21 protein-coding genes and 3 pseudogenes are annotated in these 25,755 nt (G+C 68.7%); 15 read left to right on the top strand and 9 right to left on the bottom strand.

Going from position 1 to position 25,755, the window contains the following annotated elements; all coding sequences use genetic code 11:
* Window positions 1-62: 62 nt before the first annotated feature.
* The 7 genes from pyrG (at window position 63) to truD (ending at window position 7,049) form a co-directional block, all read left to right on the top strand.
* Window positions 63-1,727, top strand: coding sequence for a CTP synthase (gene pyrG, locus G4Q83_RS11670; protein ID WP_128421030.1), 1,665 nt, complete (start codon window positions 63-65; stop codon window positions 1,725-1,727).
* A gap of 137 nt (window positions 1,728-1,864) precedes the next feature.
* Window positions 1,865-2,701, top strand: coding sequence for a 3-deoxy-8-phosphooctulonate synthase (gene kdsA, locus G4Q83_RS11665; RefSeq protein WP_128421029.1), 837 nt, complete (start codon window positions 1,865-1,867; stop codon window positions 2,699-2,701).
* A gap of 174 nt (window positions 2,702-2,875) precedes the next feature.
* Window positions 2,876-4,168 carry a phosphopyruvate hydratase gene (gene eno / locus G4Q83_RS11660; protein WP_128421028.1) on the top strand — a complete coding sequence of 431 codons (1,293 nt, stop codon included), beginning with the start codon at window positions 2,876-2,878 and terminating at the stop codon, window positions 4,166-4,168.
* A gap of 2 nt (window positions 4,169-4,170) precedes the next feature.
* The gene (gene ftsB / locus G4Q83_RS11655) at window positions 4,171-4,518 is read left to right on the top strand and encodes a cell division protein FtsB (protein WP_128421027.1); all 348 of its coding nucleotides are present in this window, start codon (window positions 4,171-4,173) and stop codon (window positions 4,516-4,518) included.
* Window positions 4,518-5,219 carry a 2-C-methyl-D-erythritol 4-phosphate cytidylyltransferase gene (gene ispD / locus G4Q83_RS11650; protein ID WP_128421026.1) on the top strand — a complete coding sequence of 234 codons (702 nt, stop codon included), beginning with the start codon at window positions 4,518-4,520 and terminating at the stop codon, window positions 5,217-5,219. The genes ftsB and ispD overlap by 1 nt, the downstream gene beginning before the upstream one ends.
* 78 nt (window positions 5,220-5,297) lie before the next feature.
* Window positions 5,298-5,789 (top strand): 2-C-methyl-D-erythritol 2,4-cyclodiphosphate synthase, encoded by a 492-nt coding sequence (ispF, locus tag G4Q83_RS11645; protein ID WP_128421025.1) that lies wholly within the window; start codon window positions 5,298-5,300, stop codon window positions 5,787-5,789.
* Between the two features lie 201 nt (window positions 5,790-5,990).
* Complete coding sequence (gene truD, locus G4Q83_RS11640) at window positions 5,991-7,049, top strand: tRNA pseudouridine(13) synthase TruD (RefSeq protein WP_128421024.1); 1,059 nt, start codon at window positions 5,991-5,993, stop codon at window positions 7,047-7,049.
* A gap of 150 nt (window positions 7,050-7,199) precedes the next feature.
* Here the strand turns inward: truD and G4Q83_RS22615 are convergent, their stop codons facing one another.
* The 3 genes from G4Q83_RS22615 to G4Q83_RS11630 form a co-directional block, all read right to left on the bottom strand.
* Window positions 7,200-7,433, bottom strand: a complete 234-nt coding sequence (locus G4Q83_RS22615) for a helix-turn-helix domain-containing protein (RefSeq protein WP_211288325.1) — start codon at window positions 7,431-7,433, stop codon at window positions 7,200-7,202.
* Between the two features lie 9 nt (window positions 7,434-7,442).
* Window positions 7,443-7,760, bottom strand: coding sequence for a sigma 54-interacting transcriptional regulator (locus G4Q83_RS22610; RefSeq protein WP_211288324.1), 318 nt, complete (start codon window positions 7,758-7,760; stop codon window positions 7,443-7,445).
* 122 nt (window positions 7,761-7,882) lie between these two features.
* Window positions 7,883-8,419 carry a Smr/MutS family protein gene (locus G4Q83_RS11630; RefSeq protein WP_128421023.1) on the bottom strand — a complete coding sequence of 179 codons (537 nt, stop codon included), beginning with the start codon at window positions 8,417-8,419 and terminating at the stop codon, window positions 7,883-7,885.
* A gap of 96 nt (window positions 8,420-8,515) precedes the next feature.
* Between G4Q83_RS11630 and surE the strand changes: the two genes are divergently transcribed.
* Genes surE through G4Q83_RS11600 form a run of 6 tightly spaced genes read left to right on the top strand, consistent with a single transcriptional unit; the run spans window position 8,516 to window position 11,674 of the window.
* Entirely contained in the window at window positions 8,516-9,295 is a 780-nt protein-coding gene (gene surE, locus G4Q83_RS11625; RefSeq protein WP_128421022.1) for a 5'/3'-nucleotidase SurE, read from the top strand.
* On the top strand, window positions 9,292-9,969 hold the full coding sequence (locus G4Q83_RS11620; protein WP_128421021.1) for a protein-L-isoaspartate(D-aspartate) O-methyltransferase: 678 nt from the start codon (window positions 9,292-9,294) through the stop codon (window positions 9,967-9,969). The genes surE and G4Q83_RS11620 overlap by 4 nt, the downstream gene beginning before the upstream one ends.
* A 19-nt stretch (window positions 9,970-9,988) precedes the next feature.
* Window positions 9,989-10,603 carry a YqaA family protein gene (locus G4Q83_RS11615; protein ID WP_128421020.1) on the top strand — a complete coding sequence of 205 codons (615 nt, stop codon included), beginning with the start codon at window positions 9,989-9,991 and terminating at the stop codon, window positions 10,601-10,603.
* Window positions 10,582-11,376: a peptidoglycan DD-metalloendopeptidase family protein gene (locus tag G4Q83_RS11610; RefSeq protein ID WP_128421019.1), complete on the top strand. Its 795-nt coding sequence runs from the start codon at window positions 10,582-10,584 to the stop codon at window positions 11,374-11,376. The genes G4Q83_RS11615 and G4Q83_RS11610 overlap by 22 nt, the downstream gene beginning before the upstream one ends.
* Window positions 11,377-11,381: 5 nt before the next feature.
* Window positions 11,382-11,525: a hypothetical protein gene (locus tag G4Q83_RS11605; RefSeq protein ID WP_158255047.1), complete on the top strand. Its 144-nt coding sequence runs from the start codon at window positions 11,382-11,384 to the stop codon at window positions 11,523-11,525.
* Between the two features lie 5 nt (window positions 11,526-11,530).
* Window positions 11,531-11,674, top strand: a complete 144-nt coding sequence (locus G4Q83_RS11600; RefSeq protein ID WP_158255046.1) for a hypothetical protein — start codon at window positions 11,531-11,533, stop codon at window positions 11,672-11,674.
* Between the two features lie 36 nt (window positions 11,675-11,710).
* On the opposite strand, the gene G4Q83_RS11595 is transcribed toward G4Q83_RS11600, so the two are convergent.
* The gene (locus tag G4Q83_RS11595; protein WP_128421018.1) at window positions 11,711-12,085 is read right to left on the bottom strand and encodes an Mth938-like domain-containing protein; all 375 of its coding nucleotides are present in this window, start codon (window positions 12,083-12,085) and stop codon (window positions 11,711-11,713) included.
* A gap of 18 nt (window positions 12,086-12,103) precedes the next feature.
* Window positions 12,104-12,409, bottom strand: coding sequence for a ribosome assembly RNA-binding protein YhbY (gene yhbY / locus G4Q83_RS11590; RefSeq protein ID WP_128421017.1), 306 nt, complete (start codon window positions 12,407-12,409; stop codon window positions 12,104-12,106).
* A 67-nt stretch (window positions 12,410-12,476) separates the two neighbouring features.
* Here yhbY and rlmE point away from each other — a divergent pair, with 67 nt between their 5' ends.
* Together rlmE and ftsH are read left to right on the top strand one after the other, a co-directional pair.
* Entirely contained in the window at window positions 12,477-13,115 is a 639-nt protein-coding gene (gene rlmE / locus G4Q83_RS11585) for a 23S rRNA (uridine(2552)-2'-O)-methyltransferase RlmE (protein ID WP_128421034.1), read from the top strand.
* A gap of 54 nt (window positions 13,116-13,169) precedes the next feature.
* Window positions 13,170-15,104: an ATP-dependent zinc metalloprotease FtsH gene (gene ftsH / locus G4Q83_RS11580; RefSeq protein ID WP_170069185.1), complete on the top strand. Its 1,935-nt coding sequence runs from the start codon at window positions 13,170-13,172 to the stop codon at window positions 15,102-15,104.
* Here the strand turns inward: ftsH and G4Q83_RS24635 are convergent.
* From G4Q83_RS24635 to xopAD, 4 genes and pseudogenes are all read right to left on the bottom strand, one after another.
* Window positions 15,066-16,288, bottom strand: a pseudogene (locus G4Q83_RS24635) (IS701 family transposase); the annotation flags it as partial. The gene ftsH and the pseudogene G4Q83_RS24635 sit on opposite strands and share 39 nt — an antisense overlap.
* A gap of 18 nt (window positions 16,289-16,306) precedes the next feature.
* A pseudogene (locus G4Q83_RS11560) lies at window positions 16,307-16,623 on the bottom strand (transposase); the annotation flags it as partial.
* A gap of 80 nt (window positions 16,624-16,703) precedes the next feature.
* Window positions 16,704-17,502: pseudogene (locus tag G4Q83_RS11555) on the bottom strand (IS5 family transposase).
* A gap of 107 nt (window positions 17,503-17,609) precedes the next feature.
* A complete protein-coding gene (gene xopAD, locus G4Q83_RS11550; protein WP_185817429.1) occupies window positions 17,610-25,544 on the bottom strand; it encodes a XopAD/skwp family type III secretion system effector in 7,935 nt (2,644 codons plus the stop codon).
* Window positions 25,545-25,755 lie beyond the last annotated feature (211 nt).

Genomic DNA, 25,755 nt, shown 5'->3' with positions numbered 1-25,755 from the left:
AAAGCGCTTGGGCAAATCGGCTTCACCCGTTAAACTATGGCTTTCCGGGAGGCCTTAGAGCCATGACCCCCCTGATCTTCGTCACCGGCGGCGTGGTGTCCTCGCTTGGCAAGGGCATCGCCGCCGCTTCGCTCGCGTCCATCCTCGAGGCACGTGGCCTGTCGGTCACGATGATGAAGCTGGACCCCTACATCAACGTCGACCCGGGCACGATGAGCCCGTTCCAGCACGGTGAGGTCTACGTCACCGACGACGGCGCCGAGACCGACCTGGACCTGGGCCACTACGAGCGCTTCGTGCGCACCCGCCTGTCGCGCAAGAACTCGGTCACCACCGGCCGCATCTACGAGAACGTGATCCGCAAGGAGCGCCGCGGCGACTATCTCGGCGCCACCGTGCAGGTGATCCCGCACATCACCGACGAGATCCGCCGCTGCGTGGACGAGGCCACCGCCGGGTTCGACGTGGCGCTGGTGGAGATCGGCGGCACCGTCGGCGACATCGAGTCGCTGCCGTTCCTAGAGGCGATCCGCCAGGTGCGTACCGAACGCGGCGCCGAACGCGCCATGTTCATGCACCTGACCCTGGTGCCGTACATCGCCGCCGCCGGCGAGCTCAAGACCAAGCCGACCCAGCATTCTGTCAAGGAGCTGCGCTCGATCGGCATCCAGCCGGACGTACTGCTGTGCCGTTCCGAGCAGGCGATCCCGGATTCGGAGCGGCGCAAGATCGCGCTGTTCACCAACGTCTCCGAGCGCGCGGTGATCAGCGCCGCCGACATCGACGTGCTCTACGGCATGCCGCTGGAACTGCACCGGCAGGGCCTGGACGAGATCGTCATCGACCAGTTCAAGCTGCGCGACAAGGTCGGCTCGGCCAACCTGTCCGAATGGGAAGCGGTGGTCGACGCCACCAAGCATCCGCTCGACGAGGTCACCATTGCCGTGGTCGGCAAGTACGTGGACCACCAGGACGCGTACAAGTCGGTCGGCGAGGCGCTCAAGCACGGCGGCCTGCGCCAGCGCACCCGGGTCACCCTGAAGTGGCTGGAAGCGCAGGAACTGGAGGGCAGCGACCTGTCGGCGCTGGCCGACGTGGACGGCATCCTGGTGCCCGGCGGCTTCGGCGACCGCGGCTTCGAAGGCAAGGTGCTGACCTCGCGCTATGCGCGCGAGCACCGCGTGCCGTACTTCGGCATCTGCTACGGCATGCAGGCGGCGGTGGTCGACTATGCGCGCCATGTCGCCGGCCTGGACGGCGCCAACAGCACCGAGAACGATCGGCAGTCGCCGTATCCGGTGATCGGCCTGATCACCGAGTGGCGCACCGCCAGCGGCGATGTGGAGAAGCGCGACGAGAAGTCCGACCTCGGCGGCACCATGCGCCTGGGCCTGCAGGAACAGCGGCTCAAGCCGGGCACGCTGGCGCGCGAGATGTACGCCAAGGACGTGGTGGCGGAACGCCACCGCCATCGCTACGAATTCAACAACCGCTACCGTACCCAGCTCGAGGACGCCGGCCTGGTGATTTCCGCCAAGTCGATGGACGACACGCTGGTGGAGATGGTCGAGTTGCCGCGCGCGACCCATCCGTGGTTCCTGGCTTGTCAGGCGCATCCGGAGTTCCTGTCCACGCCGCGCGACGGCCATCCACTGTTCATCGGTTTCGTGCGCGCCGCGCGCGAGCGCAAGGCCGGCGGCAAACTGCTGAAACAGGCGCGTGCCTGATTGATCTCCCCAGGGAGAAGGCGGCGCGCCGGATGAGGGAACGGGCGAAGTGGCGTGCGCTCATCCCAGCGTGGCGTGGCCCGTATCCGCATCCCAACCCTCTCCGCCCGGAGAGGGGCCAAACGATAGGTGACCTTATGAAACTGTGTGGCTTCGACGTCGGCCTGGACCAGCCGCTGTTCCTGATCGCCGGCCCATGCGTGATCGAGTCGATGCAGTTGCAGCTGGACGTGGCCGGCAGGCTCAAGGAGATCGCCGGCAAGCTGGGGATCAATTTCATCTTCAAGTCCAGTTTCGACAAGGCCAACCGCACCTCCGGCACCAGCTTTCGCGGCCCCGGCCTGGAACAGGGGCTGAAGGTGCTGGAAGCGGTGAAGCGGCAGATCGGCGTGCCGGTGCTCACCGACGTGCACGAGTACACGCCGATGCACGAAGTGGCGGCGGTGGTCGACGTGCTGCAGACCCCGGCGTTCCTGGTGCGGCAGACCGACTTCATCAAGAACGTCTGCGCCGCCGGCAAGCCGGTCAACATCAAGAAGGGCCAGTTCCTGTCGCCGTGGGACATGAAGCCGGTGGTCGACAAGGCCAAGTCCACCGGCAACGAGCAGATCATGGTCTGCGAGCGCGGCGCCAGCTTCGGCTACAACAACCTGGTCAGCGACATGCGCTCGCTGAGCGTGATGCGCGAAACCGGCTGTCCGGTGGTGTTCGACGCCACCCACTCGGTGCAACTGCCGGGCGGGCAGGGCGGCAGTTCCGGCGGCCAGCGCGAGTTCGTGCCGGTGCTGGCGCGCGCGGCGGTGGCGGTGGGCGTGGCCGGGGTGTTCGCCGAGACCCATCCGGATCCGTCCAAGGCGCTCTCCGACGGCCCCAACGCCTGGCCGCTGGACAGGATGGAGGCGCTGTTGGAAACGCTGTTGGCGCTGGACACGATCGCCAAGCGCAGCGGTTTCCCTGAGCATGGGCTGGGCTGAGCGGGCGATCGCGCGGCTGCGCCGGACGCGCTCGCCCGCGCTCGCCCGCGCCGGCGGTGGCGGACGCGGGGCGTGGCGTAGCGCCACGCGGTGCATTTGGCAAGCAGCAGCGCTGCGGCCATAATCCGACGGCTTCAGGTATCCCCTTTCTTATCCTGGTAACCGACTGGACCTATGACCACCATCGCCAAGATCCACGCCCGCGAGATCCTCGATTCCCGCGGCAATCCCACGCTCGAAGCGGAAGTCGCGCTGGCCGACGGCTCGCTCGGCCGCGCCGCGGTGCCGTCGGGTGCCTCCACCGGCACCAAGGAAGCGGTCGAGCTGCGCGATGGCGACAAGACCCGGTACCTGGGCAAGGGCGTGCGCAAGGCGGTGGAGAACGTCAATACCACGATCGCCACGGCGCTGCAGGGCTTCGACGCCGCCGACCAGCCGGGCCTGGACCGGCGCCTGATCGATCTGGACGGCACCGAGAACAAGGGCCGGCTCGGCGCCAATGCGCTGCTGGGCGTGTCGCTGGCCAATGCGCATGCGCTGGCCGCCTCGCGCAAGCAGGCGCTGTGGCAGTCCCTGGCCGTCGGCAACCAAGCCAACGTGGCGCTGCCGGTGCCGATGATGAACATCATCAACGGCGGCGCGCATGCCGACAACAACGTCGATTTCCAGGAATTCATGGTGCTGCCGGTCGGCGCCGCGTCGTTCTCCGAGGCGCTGCGCGCCGGCGCCGAGATCTTTCACGCGCTCAAGGCGGTGCTGAAGGGGCATGGCCTGTCCACCGCGGTCGGCGACGAAGGCGGCTTCGCGCCGGACTTCCGCAGCAACGTGGAAGCGCTGGACAGCATCCTCGAGGCGATCGGCAAGGCCGGCTATACCGCCGGCGAAGACGTGCTGCTGGGACTGGACGTGGCCTCCAGCGAGTTCTACGACAACGGCAAGTACCATCTGGTGGGCGAGGGCAAGCGCCTGACCAGCGAGCAGTTCGTCGACTTCCTCGCCGACTGGGCCGCGCAGTATCCGATCGTCAGCATCGAAGACGGCCTGGCCGAGGACGACTGGGCCGGCTGGAAGCTGCTGACCGACCGCCTGGGCAGCAAGGTGCAGCTGGTCGGCGACGACCTGTTCGTGACCAACCCGAAGATCTTCAGGCAGGGCATCGAGTCCGGCACCGCCAACGCGATCCTGATCAAGGTCAACCAGATCGGCACCCTGACCGAGACCCTGGAAGCGATCGCCATGGCCGACAAGGCCGGCTATGCGGCGATCGTCTCGCACCGTTCCGGCGAGACCGAGGACACCACCATCGCCGACATCGCCGTGGCCACCACCGCCACCCAGATCAAGACTGGCTCGCTGTGCCGCAGCGATCGCGTGGCCAAGTACAACCAGTTGCTGCGGATCGAGGAAGCGCTGGGCGGCGGCGCGCGCTACGCGGGGCGCGACGCATTCGTCTCGCTCAAGCGGTAGCCGTGCGCAACTGGCGCTGGCTGCTGCTGGTGCTGGCGGGACTGCTGGCGTGGCTGCAGTACCGCTTCTGGTTCGGTCCGGGCAATTCCGGGGAGGTCCTGGTGCTCGAGAGCCAGGTCGCGCACCAGAAGCGCGACAACGACGGCCTGCAGCAGCGCAACGCCGCGCTCGCCGCCGAGGTCAAGGACCTCAAGGACGGTGAGGCGGCGATCGAGGAACGCGCGCGCAGCGAGCTGGGCATGATCAAGCCCGGCGAGAAGTTCTACCGCGTCGTCGAGGACGCACCGGTGGCCGCCGCGCCGGCCGCCGACGGGACACCGGCGCCGGCCCCACCGAGCGAGCAACCCTGATGGCCATGGTCTGGGCGGTGGTGCCGGCCGCTGGCCGCGGCACCCGCTTTGGCGGCGCCATACCCAAGCAGTACCTGCAGGCGGGCGGGCGGGCGTTGATCGCGCATGCGCTGGAGGCCTTGCTGGCGCATCCGGCGGTGGCCGGGGCGATGGTCGCGCTCGGTGCCGACGATGCCGATTGGCCGGGCTGGACCGAACTGGCCGGCAAGCCGGTGCTGACCTGCGTCGGCGCGACCAGCCGCGCCGGCTCGGTGCTGGCCGCGCTGGACGCATTGCCGGAGACGGTCAAGCCGGACGATTTCGTGCTGGTGCACGATGCGGCGCGGCCCAACCTGGCGCTGGCCGACCTGGACCGGTTGCTGGAAACCGGGCGCGGCGATCCGGTCGGCGCGATCCTGGCCGCGCCGGTGCGCGACACGCTCAAGCGCGCCGGCGACGATGGCGGCATCGACGCCACCGAGCCGCGCCAGCGCCTGTGGCGCGCGCTGACCCCGCAGCTGTTCCGGCGCCTGCAACTGAGCCGGGCGCTGGAGCAGGCCGCGGCCGCCGGCGTCGAGGTCACCGACGACGCGATGGCCATGGAGCTGCTCGGCCTGCGGCCGCTGCTGGTGGAAGGCGCCGAGGACAACTTCAAGGTCACCACCCCGGCCGACCTGGCGCGTTTCGAGTTCGCGCTGTTCCTGCGCGCGCGGCAGCCATGAAGCGGCCGCGCCGCCCCCTCGGGCGCCGCGTCCTCGCGCTGCGCCGTCCCTTTTTCCTCTTGCGATCCTTCCACGCCCATGCCTGACTTTCCTCCCTTCCGTATCGGCCAGGGCTACGACGTGCACGCCTTCGGCGATGGCGACCACGTCATGCTCGGCGGCGTGCGCGTGCCGCACGCGCGCGGCGTGCTCGCGCACAGCGACGGCGACGTGGTGATCCATGCGCTGTGCGACGCGCTGCTCGGCGCGTTGGCGCTGGGCGACATCGGCCAGCATTTCCCGCCGTCGGACCCGCGCTGGCAGGGCGCCGATAGTGCGCAGTTCCTGGTCCATTGCGCGCAGTTGCTGCGCGAGCGCGGCTGGCAGTTGGGCAACGCCGACGTCACCGTGGTCTGCGAGCAACCCAAGGTCGGCCCGCATGCGCCGGCGATGCGCGAACGCCTGGCCGCGCTGCTGCAGGTCGGCATCGAACGCGTCAGCGTCAAGGCCACCACCAGCGAGCAGCTCGGTTTCACCGGGCGCGGCGAGGGCATCGCCGCGCAGGCGGCGGTGCTGCTGCACCGGCCGTAGCCTTTGCACGGGCGTCCGCCGTGGCAGCGGGTGTCCGGTGCTGCGCGCGTCCGCCCCCGGCCAGACAGGGCGGTCGAGGACCCGACCCAGGGCGGGATGTCCGCGCAGGCCGTCTACCCCAAGGTTATCGCCGCGTCCGCGCTGTTCCCTCTTTCCGCGCCCGCCGTCCGCTCCGGACGCAGGCCGCACAGGTTCCCCACCATGACCGATGTCGCTTCCTTGCCGCGGGCCCACGGCCCTTCCGTCCTTCGCGCGACTCTGCGCAGCGCGCCGGAGGACTTCCAGGTCGACGAACTGCCGGGCTTTGAGCCCAGCGGAGAGGGCGAGCACCTGCTGCTGACCGTGCGCAAGCGCGGCCAGAACACCGCCTTCGTCGCCAAGCGTCTGGCGCAGTGGGCCGGCCTGCCGGAGATGGCGGTCGGCTACGCCGGGTTGAAGGACCGCCATGCGCTCACCACCCAGTGGTTCAGCGTGCACCTGCCCAGGCGGGTAGCGCCGGATCTGGCGCTGCTGGACGACGCCGACGTGCAGGTGGTCGCCTCGACCTGGCACAGCCGCAAGCTGCAGCGCGGCACGCTGGCCGGCAACCGCTTCGTGCTGGTGCTGCGCCAGGTGCAGGGCGCGCGCGCGGCGATCGAGCAGCGCCTGGACGCGATCGCCGCGCGCGGCCTCCCCAACTGGTTCGGCGAACAGCGCTTCGGCCGCGACGGCGGCAACGTGGCCGCGGCGCTGGCGATGTTCGGCGGCCGCCGCATGCGCAAGGACCAGCGCTCGCTGCTGCTGTCGGCCGCGCGCTCGGCGCTGTTCAACCGGGTGCTGGCGCGGCGCGTGGCGCAGGACGACTGGGACCGGCCGCTGGACGGAGAGGTCTGGATGCTGGACGGCTCGCGCAGCGTGTTCGGGCCGGAGCCGTGGAGCCAGACGCTGGCCGAGCGCCTGGCGCGCTTCGACATCCACCCCAGCGGCCCGCTGTGGGGCGCCGGCGAGTTGCGCAGCCGCGACGCCGCCGCGGACCTGGAACGGGCCGCGCTGGCCGACGCCGCATCGCTGGCGCTGCGTGCCGGGCTGGAACAGGCCGGCCTGAAGCAGGAGCGGCGCGCGTTGCGGCTGCGGCCGCAGGCGCTGGCCTACCAGTGGCTGGACGCGGATGTGCTGCAACTGGCGTTCGCGTTGCCGCCCGGCTGCTATGCCACCGCGGTGCTGCAGGAGATCGGCGAGATCGCCGACGCGCCGCGGCCGCCGGCGGCCGCGGAAGACTGAAAGGGACGGGGCCGGCGGCCGGGCGTACGGTGTGGATGTCGCCAGGCGCGTGAGTTGCCTGGGCCGGCGCCCCGGGGCCAGACGCCGGCGTTGCGCGTTGCGCCTCGCCGGTGTCCGCCTTCCGTCAGCGCTCGATCGTGCGGCGCACGCTCAGCCGCGCTCCTCGATGCCGTACTTGCGGATCTTGTCGAACAGGGTGGTCTTGGCGATCTGCAGGGCCTCGGCCGCGCGCGAGATGTTGCCGTGCCGGCGCCGCAGCTCCTCGCCGATGAGGCCGCGCTCGTAGGCCTCCACCGCCTGGTTCAGCGGCAGCGGCCGGTCCGGCGGGTTCTGGCCCGGTGCGGTCTTGAGCCCCAGCGCGAAGCGCTCGGCCTGCTTGCGCACGTTGCCGGGTCAGGCATGCCCGAGCAGCTCGCGCGCCGCGGCCTCGCCGATCGGCGGTGGCCGGTTCATGCGCAGCGCCGACTGCCCGACGAAATGCTCGAACAGCAGCGCGATGCCCTCGCGCCGGGTGCGCAGCGGCGGCAGGTCCAGGGCGATGACGTTGAGGCGGAAGTGCAGGTCGGCGCGGAAGCGGCCGTCGGCCGAGAGCTCGCCGAGGTCGGCCTTGGTCGCGGCGATCACGCGGAAGTCGACCGGGATCAGCCGGTTGGACCCGAGCTGCTCGATCACGCGCTCCTGCAGCAGGCGCACCGCACGCGTCGACGTCACCGACGCTCGCGATGCTTTGCCGGTCCCTTCCATCCGATTGCCACAGCGGCCGAGCCGCGAAGAGCGAGCGCGCGTGCCGGGTGCGCGACCGCCGCTGCCCGGATTCCGGGACTCGGTGGATCTCAGCGCCGCGCCAGCAGCACCAGCATCGCCCCGGTGCCGCCTTGCGCGGCCGGGGCCGAATGGAAGGCGAGCACGTCGTTGCGCAGGCGCAGCAGGCGGTCGACCAGGTTCTTCAGCACCGGCGCGCCGCCATCGGACTGCCGGCCCTTGCCGTGGATGATGCGCACGCAGCCGTACTCGTGCGCGTGCGCTTCGAGCAGGAACTGGCGCAGCAGCGTCTCGGCCTGGGCGGCGGTGGCGCCATGCAGGTCGAGCTCGTCCTGCACCGAGAACTGGCCGCGCTTCAGGCGCTGGAAGCTGCGTGGCGGCAGCGCGTCGCGCCGGTAGCTTGCGGTGTCGCCGGCCTCCAGCGGCGAGGCGTCGCGCAGCAGGCGCTGGAACTCGCCGTGCGCCTCGGCCTCGTCGCGCTCGGCCATGCGCGCGCGCGGCTTCGGCCGCGGCTTGGGGTTGGCCGGCGGCGTCGCCTCGATCGGCGTGACCGCACCGATCGCCGCGCGGAACAGGGCGGCGGGATCTTCGTCTTCGGGCTGCGACATGCGCACAGCCTAACCCGCCTATGCCGTCGCGCAAGCGCGCTGTCGGCGACTTGACAGAAAGCATCCGGTATCATGCCGGGGTTTCCGAGGAGCACCATGCGCGTTCTGGTTTCTAACGACGACGGCGTCGACGCCCCCGGCATCAGGATGCTGGCCGAGCAACTGCGCGGCGCGGGCCATGAAGTGACCGTGGTCGCGCCCGACCGCGACCGTTCCGGGGCGAGCAATTCGCTGACCCTGGACCTGCCGATCCGGCTCAAGCGCATCGACCCGTCCACCTGCAGCGTGGCCGGCACGCCGACCGACTGCGTGCACCTGGCGCTCACCGGCATGCTCGAGCACGAGCCGGACATCGTGGTCTCGGGCATCAACAACGCGGCCAACCTCGGCGACGACGTGATTTATTCCGGTACCGTGTCCGCGGCGATGGAAGGCCGCTTCCTGGGCCTGCCAGCGGTGGCGGTGTCGCTGGTCACCCGCAATCACGAACCGAAGCACTTCCAGACCGCGGCGCGTGCGGCGGTGGAGATCGTGGCGCGGCTGAAGGCCGATCCGCTGCCGGCCGACACCATCCTCAACGTCAATGTGCCGGACCTGCCGTGGAGCGAGGTCAAGGGCTTCGAGGTCACCCGACTCGGCAACCGCCACCGCTCCGAACCGTGCCTGCCGCAGCCGGACCCGCGCGGCGGCACCGTGTACTGGATCGGCCCGGCCGGTTTGGAGCAGGACGCCGGTCCCGGGACCGATTTCCACGCGGTGCGCACCGGCTTCATCTCGATCACCCCGATCCAGGTCGACCTGACCCGCTACCAGGCACTGGACAAGGTCGCCAGTTGGGTCGGTGGGCTCAGCGCCGCGCTGGACGACCCGGCATGACACCACGGCTGCGCCTGCAACCGGAAGCGATCGGCATCGGCATGACCTCGCAGCGCGTGCGCGACCGCCTGGTCGAGCGCCTGCGCGACGCCGGCATCGGCGACGAAGCCGTGCTCAACGCAGTGCGTACCGTGCCGCGGCACCTGTTCATCGACGAGGCGCTGGCCTCGCGCGCCTACGAGGACACCGCGCTGCCGATCGGCCACGGCCAGACCATCTCGCAGCCGTGGGTGGTGGCGCGGATGACCGAGACCGTGCGCGAGGCGGCGCCGAAGAAGGTGCTGGAAGTGGGCACCGGGTCCGGCTACCAGGCCGCGATCCTGGCCGCGCTGGGGCTGGAGGTCTACACCGTCGAGCGCATCGGCGAGTTGCTGCGGCAGGCGCGCAAGCGCTTGCGCCAGCTCGGCATGAATGTGCGCAGCAAGCACGACGACGGCCGCGTCGGCTGGGCCGCGCACGGCCCCTACGATGCGATCGTGGTCACTGCCGCGGCGCCGGCGCTGGTCGATGCGCTGGTGGAGCAGCTGGCGCCGGGCGGCTGCCTGGTCGCGCCGATCGGCGGCCCCTCGTCGCAGTCGCTGGTGCGCCTGCGCCGCGATGCCGAAGGCCGGATCGAACACGATATCCTGGCGCCGGTGACCTTCGTCCCGTTGCTGTCGGGCATGCTGGATTGAACTACCGGAGCTGCGCGGGATGAAGATTTTTGGACCGTTGTACGAGCGCGCCATCGGCTGGTCGCGGCACCGCCGCGCCCCGGCGTTGCTGACCATGCTCAGCTTCGCCGAAGCGATCGTGTTCCCGGTGCCGCCGGAAGTGATGCTGGCGCCGATGTCGCTGGCGCAGCCGCGGCGGGCGCTGTGGTTCGCCACGCTGAGCCTGGCCGGCGCGCTGGCCGGCGCGCTGGTCGGCTACATGCTGGGCCACTTCGCCTTCGCCGCGGTGCAGCCGCTGATCGAGTGGCTGGGCTGGGTGCAGAAGATCGACGCGCAGGTGAGCCATCTGCGCGAAGTGGTCGCCGAGTCGCCGTGGCGGGCATTCTGGCTGCTGGTCTTGGCCGGCTTCACGCCGATTCCGCTGAAAATATTCACCTGGGCCTCGGGCATCGTCGGCATCCCGCTGCTGCCGTTTCTGGCGAGCATGCTGGTCGGCCGCGGCAAGCGCGTGTATCTGGTGGCCGGCGCGATCCGCCTGGGCGGCCCGCGCGCCGAGGCCGCCCTGCGTCGCTGGATCGAACCGCTCGGTTGGGTCGCCATGGCGATCCTGGTGCTGCTGGTGGTGTGGGTCATATGGAGAGCCAAGTACGGATGAGCGTCGATCGGGTGGTGCGCAATGGCCTGCTTGGCAGCGTGTGGCTGCTGATGGCGATAGGGTTGGGCGCATGCAGCAGCGCCACCGTGGTGCGGACGTCCGCTGCGCCTGGCACGTCCAGCGCGGTGGCGGCGCGTGCGTCGGTACCCAAGCCCGGGGTCAGCGCCACCGTGCGCCGCGGCGACACGCTGTACGCGATCGCCCGTGCTAACAACATCAGTGCGCAGGACCTGGCCGCCTGGAACCGGCTGTCGCCGCCGTACACGATCTACCCTGGGCAGTCGCTGAGGCTGTATCCGCCGGGCGCCGGCACGGTCGCCGCCCGTCCCGGTCCCGGCGCGGCGCTACCGCCCGCAGCGGCCGCGCGGCCGCCGGCCGCTGCGCCGACCCCGGTGAGCAGTGGTTTCAGCTGGCGCTGGCCGGCCGAAGGTGTGGTGGTCGGCCGCTTCGTCGGCGGCGAGGCGACCAAGCAGGGCGTGGACATCGCCGGCAGCAACGGCCAGGCGGTGCGTGCGGCCGCCGATGGAGTGGTGGTGTACTCGGGCGCCGGCCTGGTCGGCTATGGCGAGCTGATCATCGTCAAGCACAACGAGCAGTGGCTGTCGGCCTATGGCCATAATCGCAAGCGTTTGGTCAACGAAGGCCAGAACCTCAAGGCCGGCGAGCAGATCGCCGAGATGGGCCGCAGCGGCGCCGCGCGCGACATGCTGCACTTCGAGATCCGCTACAACGGCAAACCGGTGGACCCGCTGCTGTACCTGCCGAAGAAGTGACCGGCATGTTGGTATTCGGGCGGATCCCCGGCCCGGCGCAGCGCGCCGGGCGCTCGGCGGCGCGCGGTCCGGTGGACCGCAAGCAGCGCCGCGTCGCCCGCTACAACGGCAAACCGGTGGACCCGCTGCTGTACCTGCCGAAGAAGTGACCGGCATGTTGGTATTCGGGCGGATCCCCGGCCCGGCGCAGCGCGCCGGGCGCTCGGCGGCGCGCGGTCCGGTGGACCGCAAGCAGCGCCGCGTCGCCCGCTACAACGGCAAACCGGTGGACCCGCTGTCGTATCTGCCGAAGAAGTGACCGGCCCACCGCCGCAAAATGCGGCTGCGGCGCTGCTCAGCCTTCGAGCAGGAAACCCACCGCCACGCGCCGGCCCTCGGCGGCCAGCACGTTGTAGGTGCGCGCGGCGGCGGCGTTGTTCATGACCTCGATGCCGATGCCGCGGGTGAGGCAGGCGGCGAGGGCGGCCGCGGACGGGAACACCTGGCGCTCGCCGGTGCCCAGGATCACCAACGCCGGATTCAATTCCAGCAACGGCTGCAACTGCTGCGGCTGCAGGTCGGCCGCGGCCGATGCATCCCAGTGCTCGACCAGGGTGTCCGGCATCAGGATGAAGCTGCGGGTCAGCAGGCGGTCGTTCACCTTCGCCTGGCGGCCGTCGGCCATGCGCAGAGCATAGGCGTAATCGGGCAGGTCCTGGGTCAGCTGCATGGCGTCAGCGTGGGACGATCAGCCGCGTGGCAGCACGATCTGGCGGTCTTCCCTGGCCGGGCGGTACAGGATCGCGGTATGGCCGATCCGCTGTACCAGCACGCTGTGCGATTGCGTGACCACACTGGCGACGGTCGCGTCGCGGGCCTGGCGGTCGTCGCCGCCGACCTTCACCTTGACCAGTTCGTGGCGCTCCAGCACCTCGTCCAGTTCGGCCACGAACGCCGCGGTGATGCCCTTGCCGCCGATCTGCAACAGGGGTTTGAGGTCGTGCGCCAGGCCGCGCAGGAAGCGGTTCTGGGACGGGGTCAGGCTGATCGACATGCAGAAGGGAGCGGGGTTTGCCAAGGGCGATCAGGGTATCATGGCCGCCCACTCCGGCCGCGACCCCATGTCCACCCGCAGCAAAAGCAGCCAACGCTGGCTCCGCGAGCATTTCGCCGATCCCTTCGTGAAGAAGGCCCAGGCCGAAGGCATGCGCTCGCGCGCCGCCTACAAACTGGAGGAACTGCTGCAGCGCGACAGGCTGCTGAAGCCGGACATGCTGGTGGTCGACCTCGGCGCCGCGCCTGGTGGCTGGTCGCAGCAGGTTCGCAAGTCGATGGGCGAGCGCGGCCGGGTGCTGGCGCTGGACATCCTGGAGATGCCGCCGCTGGCCGGTGTGGAGTTCCTTCACGGCGATTTCAGGGAAGACGCGGTGCTATCGCGGTTGGAGGCGATGCTGGGCGGCATCCGGGTAGACCTTGTGCTGTCGGATATGGCCCCCAATAAAAGCGGCATGGATGCGGTGGACCAGCCGCGCATGATGCATCTGGCCGAATTGGCGATGGCCTTTGCCGATATCCACCTGAAACCGGGCGGGGCGTTCCTGATCAAACTGTTCCAAGGCGTCGGGTCGGACGATTACATCCGCCAGATGCGCCGCCGCTATGAAAAGGTGTCCATCCGCAAGCCGGCCGCGTCGCGCAAGCGCTCGTCGGAGGTCTATACCCTCGGACAGGGCAAGCGCGCCCAGATCAAGTTAAGCTGAACCCGTCGCATAACGCATCGAGAAAAGAGTGAAGGGACACCGGAGCCAATGAGGATGAACGACTTGACCAAGAATCTGTTGCTGTGGGTAGTCGTCGCCGTCGTGCTGATGGTGGTGTTCCAGAGCTTCTCGCCACGGCTGGCCGGCGGCGCCGGCAACACCACCGTCACCTACACCCAGTTCCTGAAGGAAGTGGACGCCGGGCGGGTGAAGTCGGTGGACTTCACCGACGACACCGGGCTGTCGGTCACCGCGATCCGCTTCAAGCGCAACGACGGCAGCGAGAGCACGGTCTACGGGCCCCGCGACGACAAGCTGGTCGACGTGCTGTACAGCAAGAACGTGGAGATGACCCGGCAGAAGCCGGCCAACGGTCCGAGCTTCTGGTCGCTGGTGCTGAATTTCCTGCCGGTCATCCTCATCATCGGCTTCTGGCTGTTCATCATGCGCCAGATGCAGGGCGGCGGCGGCGGCGCCAAGGGCGCGATGTCGTTCGGCAAGTCGCGGGCCAAGCTGCAGGGCGAGGACCAGATCAAGATCACCTTCGCCGACGTCGCCGGTTGCGACGAGGCCAAGGAAGAGGTCGGCGAACTGGTCGACTTCCTGCGCGACCCGACCAAATTCACCAAGCTCGGCGGCAAGATCCCGCGCGGCGTGCTGATGGTCGGCCCGCCCGGTACCGGCAAGACGCTGCTGGCCAAGGCCATCGCCGGCGAGGCCAAGGTGCCGTTCTTCAGCATTTCCGGTTCCGATTTCGTCGAGATGTTCGTCGGCGTCGGCGCCAGCCGTGTGCGCGACATGTTCGAGCAGGCCAAGAAGCACGCCCCGTGCATCATCTTCATCGACGAGATCGATGCGGTCGGCCGTCACCGCGGCGCCGGCCTGGGCGGCGGCCACGACGAGCGCGAGCAGACCCTGAACCAGTTGCTGGTGGAGATGGACGGGTTCGAAGGCGGCGAAGGCGTCATCGTGATCGCCGCGACCAACCGCCCGGACGTGCTCGACCCGGCGCTGCTGCGCCCGGGCCGCTTCGACCGCCAGGTGGTGGTCGGCCTGCCGGACGTACGCGGCCGCGAGCAGATCCTGAAGGTGCACATGCGCAAGCTGCCGCTGGCCGACGACGTCGAGCCGCTGGTGATCGCGCGCGGCACCCCCGGCTTCTCCGGCGCCGATCTGGCCAACTTGTGCAACGAGGCGGCGCTGTTCGCCGCGCGCGAGACGGTCAAGGAGGTCCGCATGGACCACTTCGACCGCGCCCGCGACAAGATCCTGATGGGGTCCGAGCGCCGCTCGATGGCGATGAGCGAGGAAGAGAAGACGCTGACCGCCTACCACGAAGCCGGCCATGCCATCGTCGGCCGCCTGGTGCCGGAGCACGATCCGGTCTACAAGGTCACCATCATCCCGCGCGGGCGTGCGCTGGGCGTGACCATGTACCTGCCGGAAGGCGACAAGTACTCGATCAACCGGGTCGCGATCCAGTCGCAGCTGTGTTCGCTGTACGGCGGCCGCGTCGCCGAAGAGCTGATCTTCGGCACCGACAAGGTCACCACCGGCGCGTCCAACGACATCGAGCGCGCGACCAAGATGGCGCGCAACATGGTCACCAAATGGGGCCTGTCCGACGAGCTGGGGCCGATCGCCTACGGCGAGGAAGACGACGAGGTATTTCTGGGCCGGTCGGTCACCCAGCACAAGAGCGTGTCCGACGATACCGCGCGCCGCATCGACGAAGTGGTGCGTTCGATCCTCGACAAGGCCTATGCGAAGACCACCCAGATCCTGACCGAGAACCTGGACAAGCTGCACGTGATGGCCAAGCTGCTGCTGGAGTACGAGACCATCGACGTGCCGCAGATCGACGCGATCATGGAAGGTCGCGATCCGCCGCCGCCGGCGGGGTGGAACAAGTCCGGCAAGGACGGCGGCAACGACAAGGGCAATTCGCGGCCGCTGCCGCCGATCGCCGGGCCGGCCGAGCAGCTGTAGGCGCCCTCTCGGGTCCGCCACAAAGTCAGGGAGCGATCCTTGATGCACTCCGCGCAAGCGTTCGGCAACCAGGAATCCATGAGCGGCAATGCACAGGGCCGTGTGATGGTGGAAGCCGCGCCAACCGCGGCCTTCGTCGTGATCCAAGCCGAACTCCTGCTTCAAATCCTGATCATCGCGTTCGATCGGCCAGCGGGTCTTGACCGTATTCGCCAATGCCTTGCGCGGCGTGCCTGCCGGCAGATTGGACAGGACGTCTCGGGTCGGCTTGACTTCTCCTTTGGGCCATTCGATCAACAACCCTTCTTCCTGGCGCACGCGATCGCCCTGCCCAGTGTGCACCCGCACGGCGGCCAATCGTCCTGACAGCGGCGTGTTGCTGCCTTCCCGCCACGTCACCGTCTTGAACACGCGTGAGGGCAACGGCAGCGCCAAGGCTTCTACCGACAGCGGCGGGCGATGGGCAGGGCGCAGATGACGCACCGGCGCCCGACCTTTCCCTGTCCACGGACTGGTGGCTTGGGCTTCATCTCCGGCGGCCAGACCTTCACGCGTGAGACGATGCCGACGGCGTAGTCCAGTCCCAACTGCGCAAGCACCTGGCGCCAGGCCGTGTTGCTGCCATCGGCCGCATCCGCCAGCACCGCGCCGCGCACAACGCCAGCGGCCGCCTTCATCTGCGCCAGCGCCCTCTCCGGTTGGGTGGCACATGCCACGCTCTCGGCAATCCCCGCCTTTTTCCTTCGCGCCGTATCGGCGGCCCCTGCTTCAGGCAGGGACAGGCCAAAGGCGATGGGGACGCTCGCCGTCGGCGTGGCAAGCGACACGCTCACCGCGACCTGGCAAGTGTCCTGCTTGCCGAGCTCACCCCACTATCGGCCAGCCACGCCCACCGAATGCCGGCGCTTCTTGCCAAACTCGGCGTCATCCACGATCCAGTACACCGCCCCTTTCCAGTCCATTGGCGAGGAGACGTAGCGGCGGACCCGTGCCAACACCGCATCGTCGGACCAGTCGGACTTGGCCGCGCAGTGATGCAATGTCTGAAGCCGGGCGTGCACCCGCAGCGGGTCCAGACGGGCGGCCAGCGGCTCCACGCTCTTGCGCGCCAAGGGCAGCATCCGTCCGCTGCAATCGCCGCGCAATCCCCCCTCGCGGTCGGCATGACCCAGCACAGTGCACAACGCATTCTGCCAGCGTCAGGCGATGCCCTGCATCTGGGCGTACTCGGCCAGACCAGCTTTCCACAGAACTTCGAAGAAGCCTGCCGCCTCCCAGTCGAGGAACCGCTTGTGGATGGCGCTTGCGCTGCCGAAGCGCTCCTTGGGGAGCGCCTTCCACTGGCAGCCCGTGCGCAGCACGTAGACGATGGCTTCCAACACCAGCGAGCTGGCTCGGGTGGTCGGCCAGCCCCAGGCTTGCGCATGTAGAGATTGTCCGCCGCCGAGCGCACAACCATCAGCGGCTCCACCGGTTGCCAGAACCCATCGGCGACGACCCACGACTCAACACGTGTCATCGAGATCTCGATCCAGCACCGCGCCAACCGCGGCTCGGATCGATCGTTCACCTATTGGCGGATAGGTTCTTAGAACCTGTTCACGATCTTTTGAGTAGTAGTGTCAGGCATGCCAGGTGGATGAACTGCAAGCTGGTGTTGAGCTTACGCTCGCAGTTCTTCCATAGCCTTCGGTTCTTTTCCAGCCACGCAAAGCTGCGTTCGACGCTCCAGCGCTTGGGCATGACCTTGAAGGTGTGCAGTTCGCTGCGTTCGGCGATCTGCACCGTGACTTGCTTGCCCAGGATCTCTCGTACGCCTTCGGCGAATGGTTCTCCGGTATAGCCGCTATCGCACAACAGGCTTTGCACGTGTCCCAGGTTCGGCTTGCAACGATCCAGGGATTGGAGCGCGCCTTTGCGGTCGGTCACTTCCGCCGTCGTCACCGCGACCGCATGCGGCAGGCCTTGGGTATCGACGGCGATGTGACGCTTGATCCCCAAGACCTTCTTGCCCGCGTCATAACCCTTCTGGCCGGCCGTGTCCGTGTTCTTCACGCTCTGTGCGTCCACGATCAAGAACGTGCTGCAAGCGTTGCGCCCCTGTCTCTGGCGGGCCGCGCCACCCTGATTTTTTGAGCGCCCGCTCCAGCAGGCTGACTCCTTCATCGTCTGTTTCGTTCCACTTGGCAAAGTAGCAGTGCACGGTGCGCCACTTCGGGAAGTCGCTGGGCAGCGCTCGCCACTGACAGCCGGTGCGCAGCAGGTACAGCACCGCGCACCACACGTCCTACAGATCCACGGTCCGTGGCTTGGTACGCTTGCGCGCCTGCTCCAGAATGGGGCGGATCTGCTCGAACCGCTCCCGGCTCATGGCACTCGGATACGTCTTTGTGCGCATCCGCAGAGTTTGCACTACCCGGGAAAGATCGTGAACAGGTTCTTATACCGGTTTTCTGTTCCACTGCGTCTCAAACCCCGCGTACTGCCGCGTGCGCCGCGTCAAAGTCAGGGCGCTTCCCAATCGTCGATCTCCTCGCAGCCTGGCGGCGCCTCCACGCGGCTGAAGGCCGCCTGCGCAGGCGCCTGCAGGTCGCGCTGATCGGCCTGTGAGGCGCCCTGAAGCTGCAGCGCAAATTTGCGCTTGTACAGGTCGTGGAATTCCTCCTTCAACTTGAAGGTGTCCGGCGTGTGGAACTGGATCTCCCAGAGCGCGCCTTCGGGGCTGCGCAGCGTGACATTGACGGCCTTGAATGCCTGCCGGTGCTTTGCGAACAGGTTGGTCAGCTTGACCCGCACATGGTTCTGATCGTCCAGCGAGGCCAGCACGCCGCGCAGGCCGTCGGTGAAGTCCTGCCGGTCCAGTACCACGCTGTAGCGCAGCATGTCGTTCACGCTGGCCGCCGCTTCTTCCAGGGTCTTGTGTTTCAAAGCCATCTGTTGCTTGAGCTTTTCCACCAGCGAACCGCGCGACTTCAGTTGATGGTGCGTTCCCTCCAGTCGCCCACGGTGGGGCTGGGCGGCGCGCGCCAGCATGTCGGTGACCGCCGGCTCCATCTCGCGGGCGCGTGTCAGCAGGGCCTGGGCCGTACGCGCGATGTCCTCGGGCCGCACGGCGCGCAGGCGCTCGGCCGGCGACGGCGGCGGGTCGATCAGGCCCGCCTGCTGCAGCGCGTGCAGCGCGTCTTGCATGACGCCCGCCGCCATCGTCGGCATGTTCTGCAGGAGCACCTTGGTCTGCTCGGCGTCGAAGCGGCCATCGTGCATGGCCCGGGCGGTCGCCTTGCCGTACGGCACGCTGAGCACCCGCTCGGCGAACGCCCGCTCGGATCGTTCGCAGGACTCCACGATCTGGGCGAACAGCGCCGTGCCGGTGTCGGATTTCAGCGCATCGGTCCCCACCTTGATCGCGATGGTGAAGAGGTTGCGCATGCTCAACTCCGGCTCGCCGGGGATGAGCCCTGGTTGCCCCTGCGGGTACTGCGTGTGCGACAACCGGCACACCGGGTAGTTGTCGAGGATGGCGTGCAGACGTGCTTCAGCATCAGGCGCGGCCACGTAGGCCTGGGCGAGCGTTGGAAACGCCTCGGCCAGCGTGTCGGGCAAGTGCGGCGCATCGGCTGAGCCAGCCGTCGCCGACTCGAGCCCAAGCAACTGCGCGTGCAACAGTTCAGCGGCTTCACGCGCCTCGGGCATGTGCGCGCGTCCGATCGCTTCGTGCGCCTGGGCGCGCAGTCCCGCCAACACCTGGGGATCCCTGAGCTGGCCTTCGAGCATCTGGCGCAATTCGTTGCGCAGGTCGCGCTCGATGCCGTCGTAAGTACCGAACATCATGTTGCGCGCCATCGCCTCGCGCAATGGGTCGGGCTGCGCCATGAAGCGCGCCGCCAGGGTGCTGGCCGCGCCCATGACTTGGCCGCCACGCTGCAGCGACATGATCTCCGACAGCCGCCCGGCCTGGTAGTGGCCGCTGTCCGGGTCGATGGCCGGCGTGGCCGTCTTCGGCGGCTTGAAGGAGCGTGGCTGGCCGCGCCGCACCTCGCGATCGGCCATCTCGCGCGCGATCAGCGCGGCCAGCCTGGGGTAGCCCGCATACACGAACGCGTCGTCGCCGTCGGTGTCCATGTTGCGCTTGCGCAGCTCCGGGATCGGCAGTGCCCCCAGACGCCCGGGCTCCACGATGTCCTTGAGCCGCAGGCTGCCGGTGCTGAGCATGTCCGGCGGCACGGCACCGCGGTCGCGCCCGGCCGTCCAGCGCGACAACGTCTTGAGATCCTCCTTGGAGCACGCCAGGTCCATGTCCGCGAACTGCGCCGGCCAGTTCTCCGGCGGCACCACGATGAGCATGCCCTTGCTGTGCAGCATCTCGGTAGCCTCGCCCGATCGGTCGTCGAAGCCGGTGTAGCTGTACTGAAGGCCGAAGCAGTGCGAGAGGAACTCGGCGGTGGCGTCGCCCTGCGCCACGGTCGCCACGCGCTCCTGCGCCACCGGCAGCAGGTTTTCCTTGTCGTAGGGCGGCTTGCCGATCAGCAAGGCGCCGCCGGCGGCGTCGAAGGCCTGGCTGCGCTCGCGCGGCAGGTGCACCTTGTCGTCGGCCGAGGGCACCGCCCGGACTCTCTGGCCCTCGTAGCCGCCGCTGGTGGCCAGCTCGTACAGCGCCAGTTGGCTCGGCTCGGGCGGCAGCGCCTGCAGCCGGCGCTGCATCGCCTCGTGCGCCTCCTGCAGCGCCGCCGCCTCGCGCGGGAAGTGCTGCAGCGCCTGCGGTGCCAGCCGCGTGGGGCCCTTGTCCTTGGCCAGAAGCTCGCGCTGCTCCTGGCTGGCCTGGCCGGCCTGCGCCGCTTCCCAGGCGCAGAAGTGCTCACGGAAGGCCGGGATGCGCAGGGCCACCTCCCGCTTCAGAAAGCCGCAGCCATCGTTGGGGCACAGCGCCAGGGGGCGCCCGTCCGCTGCGACGGGCTTGAACGGGTGCGCAGGGCCGTTGACGTCGTCGAAAAAGCCCAGGCGCAGCGTGCCCTCGACCACGTGGTCGCTCGGCACCATCTCCAGCAGCGCGCGCTGCATGCGCGACCAGTCCTCGCGCTGCGGGGCGAGCTTGGCGAGGAGCTCCATCAGGCTGCTGCCCGGCGCGGTGTCGGCATAGCGGATCGCCGGCAGCAGCGACGGCGATGCAGAGGCGCCGGCCAGCAGATGGGCCGGGCGGCTCGTGTTGCCGCGCGCGGCGCGGCTGCCGCCGAACGTGTCGAAGCGCCAGGGCTGGCCTTGGTAGGTGAGCGTGCGCGCGAGCATGAACGTTGAAATCGATCCCGGCAGCTGAACCTCCACCAGCGGCAGGCCCGTCAGCCGCGCAAACAGCGAGTAAGGCTTGTTCGTCTCGGCCGCGTTGGTCGACACTTCCTTGCCATGCAGATCGACCACGACGTGGGTCGTGCTGCCGGTGCCCGGTGCCGGCGCGACGGGCTGGCCGGGTGCCGAACGCATGCTCATGTGCCCGGCGCCCAGGTCGAAGCGGCTCGGTGGATGGGCCTGCGTGATCCTCGGCGCCTCCTTCGCCATGCGCCGGTCCAGGGCGTCGAACACCTGGTCGCCCGCCTCGATCTGCGCGATCAGATTCCAGCTCATCTCGCCGAGGTCCGCCTCGATGGCCTCGCGCGTGCGCTCCAGCGTCTGGTCGACCCATTGCGCCAGTTGCTCGCGGCGCTGGCGCAGTTCCTGGCGCGCGCCTTCGACGTGGCGCGGCTTCCATTGCCGGCTCACCATCGCGTAGGCCTTGAGCACCTGGAAGAACGTCAACGCCGGGCATCGCGTGGCGTGCTGTTCGGTCTCGGCCGATGCACGTGAGCCACCGACGGTGAGGTACAAGTCGATCTTGCGCTCTACGATCGGCTGCAACGTGTTGAACACGCGCAGGGCGTGACCCCGATGGCGAGGCGTCAGCTCAGGACTGCGGATCACCGGCAGCAGGCCCATGCACAGGTTGCCCAGCCCCTCCAGGTTCGTCTCGCGTAATCCATCCTCGCGCACGAGCGCCGCGACCCGCTCGAGCGCCGGTCGCGCCAGGGGGCGCATCTGGCGATGAAGCTGCGCCGATGAAAGGGCCTTGAAGAGCAGCGCGATTTCCGCGACCGAGGCGGACTCGAAGCGCTCGCGATGCAGCTCCAGGTGCCCGGCCAACGCCTGCAATTTGGCGCCACCCAAGGTCTGGAACTCGTCCTCGTCCACGCGCAGCAGGCGCGATATCGCGTTGCCCACCAGGGCGAGCCCGCGCATCTCGAACTGCTGCCATGGCAACTCGGCCGTGCCTGGGCGCTCGGCGAGCCGCAACGATGCCTGTCGACAGGCCGCCCCTCCGAGCAATTTGCTCAGCGCATTGAGCGACAAGGCCACGTGTGGCGCTCTCAGTGCTTGTCGCAAATCGTGGTCCGCCGCCAGCCGCCCGGCCAAGGCGTCCATGGCCTTCTCGCAGCTCGCGCGTCCGGGCCATTTGCTCAGGGCGTTCAATGCGTTGACCACGCCTTGCGGGTCGAGGGCGTGGCGCAAACCGCGATCGTCGGCCAACTGCGAGGCCAGCGCGCTGGCGGCCGCCTCGCAGACCGGCGTGTCGGGCCATTTGCTCAGGGCGTTCAACACGTTGGCCACGCCTTGCGGTTTGAGGGCGTGGCGCAAATCGCGATCGTCGGCCAGCCGCGAGGCCAGCGCGCGGGCGGCCGCCTCGCAGAGCGGCGTGTCGGGCCATTTGCTCAGGGCGTTCAACGCGTTGGCCACGCCTTGCGGGTTGAGGGCGTGGCACAAGTCGCGATCGTCGGCCAGCCGCGAGGCCAGCGCGCGGGCGGCCGCCTTGCAGAGCGGCGTGTCGGGCCATTTGCTCAGGGCGTTCAACGCGTTGGCCACGTGTTGCGGGTCGAGGGCCTGGCGCAAATCGGGATCGTCGGCCAGCCGCGAGGCCAGCGTGCTGGCGGCCGCCTTGCAGATCGGCGTGTCGGGCCATTTGCTCAGGGCGTTCAACGCGTTGACCACGCCTTGCGGGTTGAGGGCGTGGCGCAAACCGGGATCGTCGGCCAGCCGCGAGGCCAGCGTGCTGGCGGCCGCCTCGCAGATCGGCATGTCGGGCCATTTGCTCAGGGCGTTCAACGCGTTGGCCACGCCTTGCGGGTCGAGGGCATGGCACAAACCGGGATCGTCGGCCAGCCGCGAGGCCAGCGCGCGGGCGGCCGCCTCGCAGACCGGCGTGTCGGGCCATTTGCTCAGGGCGTTCAACGCGTTGGCCACGCCTTGCGGGTGGAGGGCGTGGCGCAAACCGGGATCGTCGGCCAGCCGCGAGGCCAGCGTGCTGGCGGCCGCCTCGCAGATCGGCGTGTCGGGCCATTTGCTCAGGGCGTTCAATGTGTTGGCCACGTGTTGCGGATCGAGGGCGTGGCACAAACCGGGATCGTCGGCCAGCCTCGAGGCCAGCACGCTGGCGGCCGCCTTGCAGAGCGGCGTGTCGGGCCATTTGCTCAGGGCGTTCAACGCGTTGGCCACGTGTTGCGGGTGGAGGGCGTGGCGCAAATCGCCATCGTCGGTCAGCCGCGAAGCCAGCCCGCGGGCGGCCGTCTTGCAGATCGGCGTGTCAGGCCATTTGCTCAGGGCGTTCAACGTGTTGGCCACGTGTTGCGGGTCGAGGGCGTGGCGCAAACCGGGATCGTCGGCCAGCCGCGAGGCCAGCGCGCTGGCGGCCGTCTTGCAGATCGGCGTGTCGGGCCATTTGCTCAGGGCGTTCAACGCGTTGGCCACGTGTTGCGGGTCGAGGGCGTGGCGCAAACCGGGATCGTCGGCCAGCCGCGAGGCCAGCGCGCGGGCGGCCGCCTCGCAGACCGGCGTGTCGGGCCATTTGCTCAGGGCGTTCAACGCGTTGGCCACGTGTTGCGGTTCGAGGGCGTGGCACAAACCGGGATCGTCGGCCAGCCGCGAGGCCAGCGCGCTGGCGGCCGCCTCGCAGACCGGCGTGTCGGGCCATTTGCTCAGGGCGTTCAACGCGTTGGCCACTTCTTGCGCGTTGAGGGCATGGCATAAACCGCGATCGTTGGCCAGCCGCGAGGCCAGCGCGTTGGCGGCCGCCTTGCAGATTGGCGTGTCGGGCCATTTGCTCAGGGCGTTCAACACGTTGCCCACTTCTTGCGGTTTGAGGGCGTGACGCAAACCGGGATCGTCGGCCAGCCGCGAGGCCAGCGCGCGGGCGGCCGCCTCGCAGATCGGCGTGTCGGGCCATTTGCTCAGGGCGTTCAACGCGTTGGCCACGCCTTGCGGGTCGAGGGTGTTGCGCAAACCGGGATCGTCGGCCAGCCGCGAGGCCAGCACGCGGGCGGCCGCCTCGCAGACCGGCGTGTCGGGCCATTTGCTCAGGGCGTTCAATGTGTTGGCCACGCTTAGCGGGTCGAGGGCGTGGCACAAACGGGGATCGTCGGCGAGCCGCAAGGCCAGCGCGTTGGCGGCCGCCTTGCAGATCGGCGTGTCGGGCCATTTGCTCAGGGCGTTCAACACGTTGCCCATTTCTTGCGGTTTGAGGGCGTGACGCAAACCGGGATCGTCGGCCAGTCGCGAGGCCAGCGCGCTGGCGGCCGCCTCGCAGACCGGCATGTCGGTCCATTTGCTCAGGGCGTTCAACGTGTTGGCCACGTGTTGCGGGTTGAGGGCGTGACGCAAACCGCGATCGTCGGTCAGCCGCGAGGCCAGCGCGCTGGCGGCCGCCTCGCAGACCGGCGTGTCGGTCCATTTGCTCAGGGCGTTCAGCGCATTGGCCACCCCTTGCGGGTCGAGGGTGTGGCGCAAACCGCGATCGTCGGCCAGCCGCGAGGCCAGCGCGCTGGCGGCCGTCTTGCAGACCGGCGTGTCGGGCCATTTGCTCAGGGCGTTCAACGTGTTGGCCACGTGTTGCGGGTTGAGGGCGTGGCGCAAATCGCGATCGTCGGCCAGCCGCGAGGCCAGCGCGCTGGCGGCCGCCTCGCAGACCGGCGTGTCGGGCCATTTGCTCAGGGCGTTCAACACGTTGGCCACCCCTAGCGGGTCGAGGGCGTGGCACAAACGGGGATCGTCGGCCAGCCGCGAGGCCAGCGCGCTGGCGGCCGTCTTGCAGATCGGCGTGTCGGGCCATTTGCTCAGGGCGTTCAACGTGTTGGCCACGTGTTGCGGGTTGAGGGCGCGGCGCAAACCGGGATCGTTGGCCAGCCGCAAGGCCAGCGCGCTGGCGGCCGTCTTGCAGATCGGCGTGTCGGGCCATTTGCACAAAGCGTTGAGCGTGTTCGCGATGTCCTGCCCATGCATCGTATGACGCAAGCGGCTGTTGCTGGCGAGCAGCGCGGCGAGCGAGTGCGCCATGGACTGGCAGTCCGGGTTATCGAACCACTTGCTGAAGGCATTGAGCGCTAGGTTGATGCCCTGCGCGTTCAGAGAATGCCGGGCCTGGCTGTCTTGCAGGTGACGTGCCAGGCGAGCCACCGCGCGTTCGCACCTGCCGCTGTCGGTGTTCTTGGCAAAGGCGTTCAGGAGTAGGGCTGGCAAGTGGCCATCCAGCCCCAACGGATCATCGGCCTGCTCCACCTGTCCGGCGATCCAGGCGATCGCCTGCATGCACGCGGGCTGGTTGGGGTGCTTGCTCAGCTTGTTGCCCACATAGGCCAGCTGTCTCAGCGAGGCACCGTCGAACCAGTCGGTCTTGTAGAGATACTGCGCCGCGAGGTCAGTGCAATGATCGAGATCGTATTGATTTACGCCTGCGGCCCGTCTTGCACTGGCAATCATCTGGAGATAGTTGTCGAGCCACTGCGCATTGGCTTGCGCGTTGGCGCCTCCATCCAGGAAAGGCAGGGCCAGCTTGCAGTCGATGCGCCGCGCCAGCTGGTTGTCCTGTGCCATGGAGATGCACAGGCGAGCATTGTGTGTCTGAGCTATCCGGCTGGGCGCACTCAACTGTCGCCGATACAGCTCTCGCTCTTCCTGCAGTCGTTTTTTTGCCGCCGGGTCAAGTTGTTGTTCGATCAGGCCAAGCGCCTCCGTCGTCAGCTCCAAGCCATGCCTTGGCCGCTGTGGCCGTCGATGCGACGACGAGGCGCTGGCGTAAGCGGGCATTCTGTCCGGGCGCCGCTCGGGCGCGGTACCGCGCCCGTCGGTGGGAATATTGCGCCGGTACGAGTGGGTCGCCGGCGGTTGCTGGGCGCGCCCGTCCCATGCGCCGCCACTTGCTCCGGTTTGCGCATTCACGGGCAAGGGCGCCCTGCACTGCGGCGCCGTCCCAGATTCATCCTGCTCTACCCGTCGCCGTTTGGGCGGCGGCCGTCGAAGCGGCGGCTCACTGCCGAGGGTGCGCGTGCTGGCCGCAACCTGCTCCCCGGCCTGCCTGAATGGCTGATCCTCTCGAGGGAGAGACCAGTTTGTGCCGGATGAGCCCGGATTGAAGTTGACGGGTGCCATCCCGCCAATTTGGTCGATCCACCTGCGAAGCGGCCTGCACGACGCGAAGTCTTCCCATCGTTGGCGAATGCGCTCGCTGCAGGTGGGCAGCCGGCACCCCGCCTGGAGCTCTTCACATGCTGCGAGTGATGTAGCGGTCGTTTTTGTTAAGGATGGTCTGAACAACTCCCTCTGATCCTGCGACAATCGTACAAAGCCCAACAGGACAACG

The organism is Xanthomonas theicola (assembly GCF_014236795.1).
Lineage (GTDB): Bacteria > Pseudomonadota > Gammaproteobacteria > Xanthomonadales > Xanthomonadaceae > Xanthomonas_A > Xanthomonas_A theicola.
Note: the sequence above shows the minus strand (reverse complement) of the source record. Positions and strands in the feature narration are given on the sequence as shown.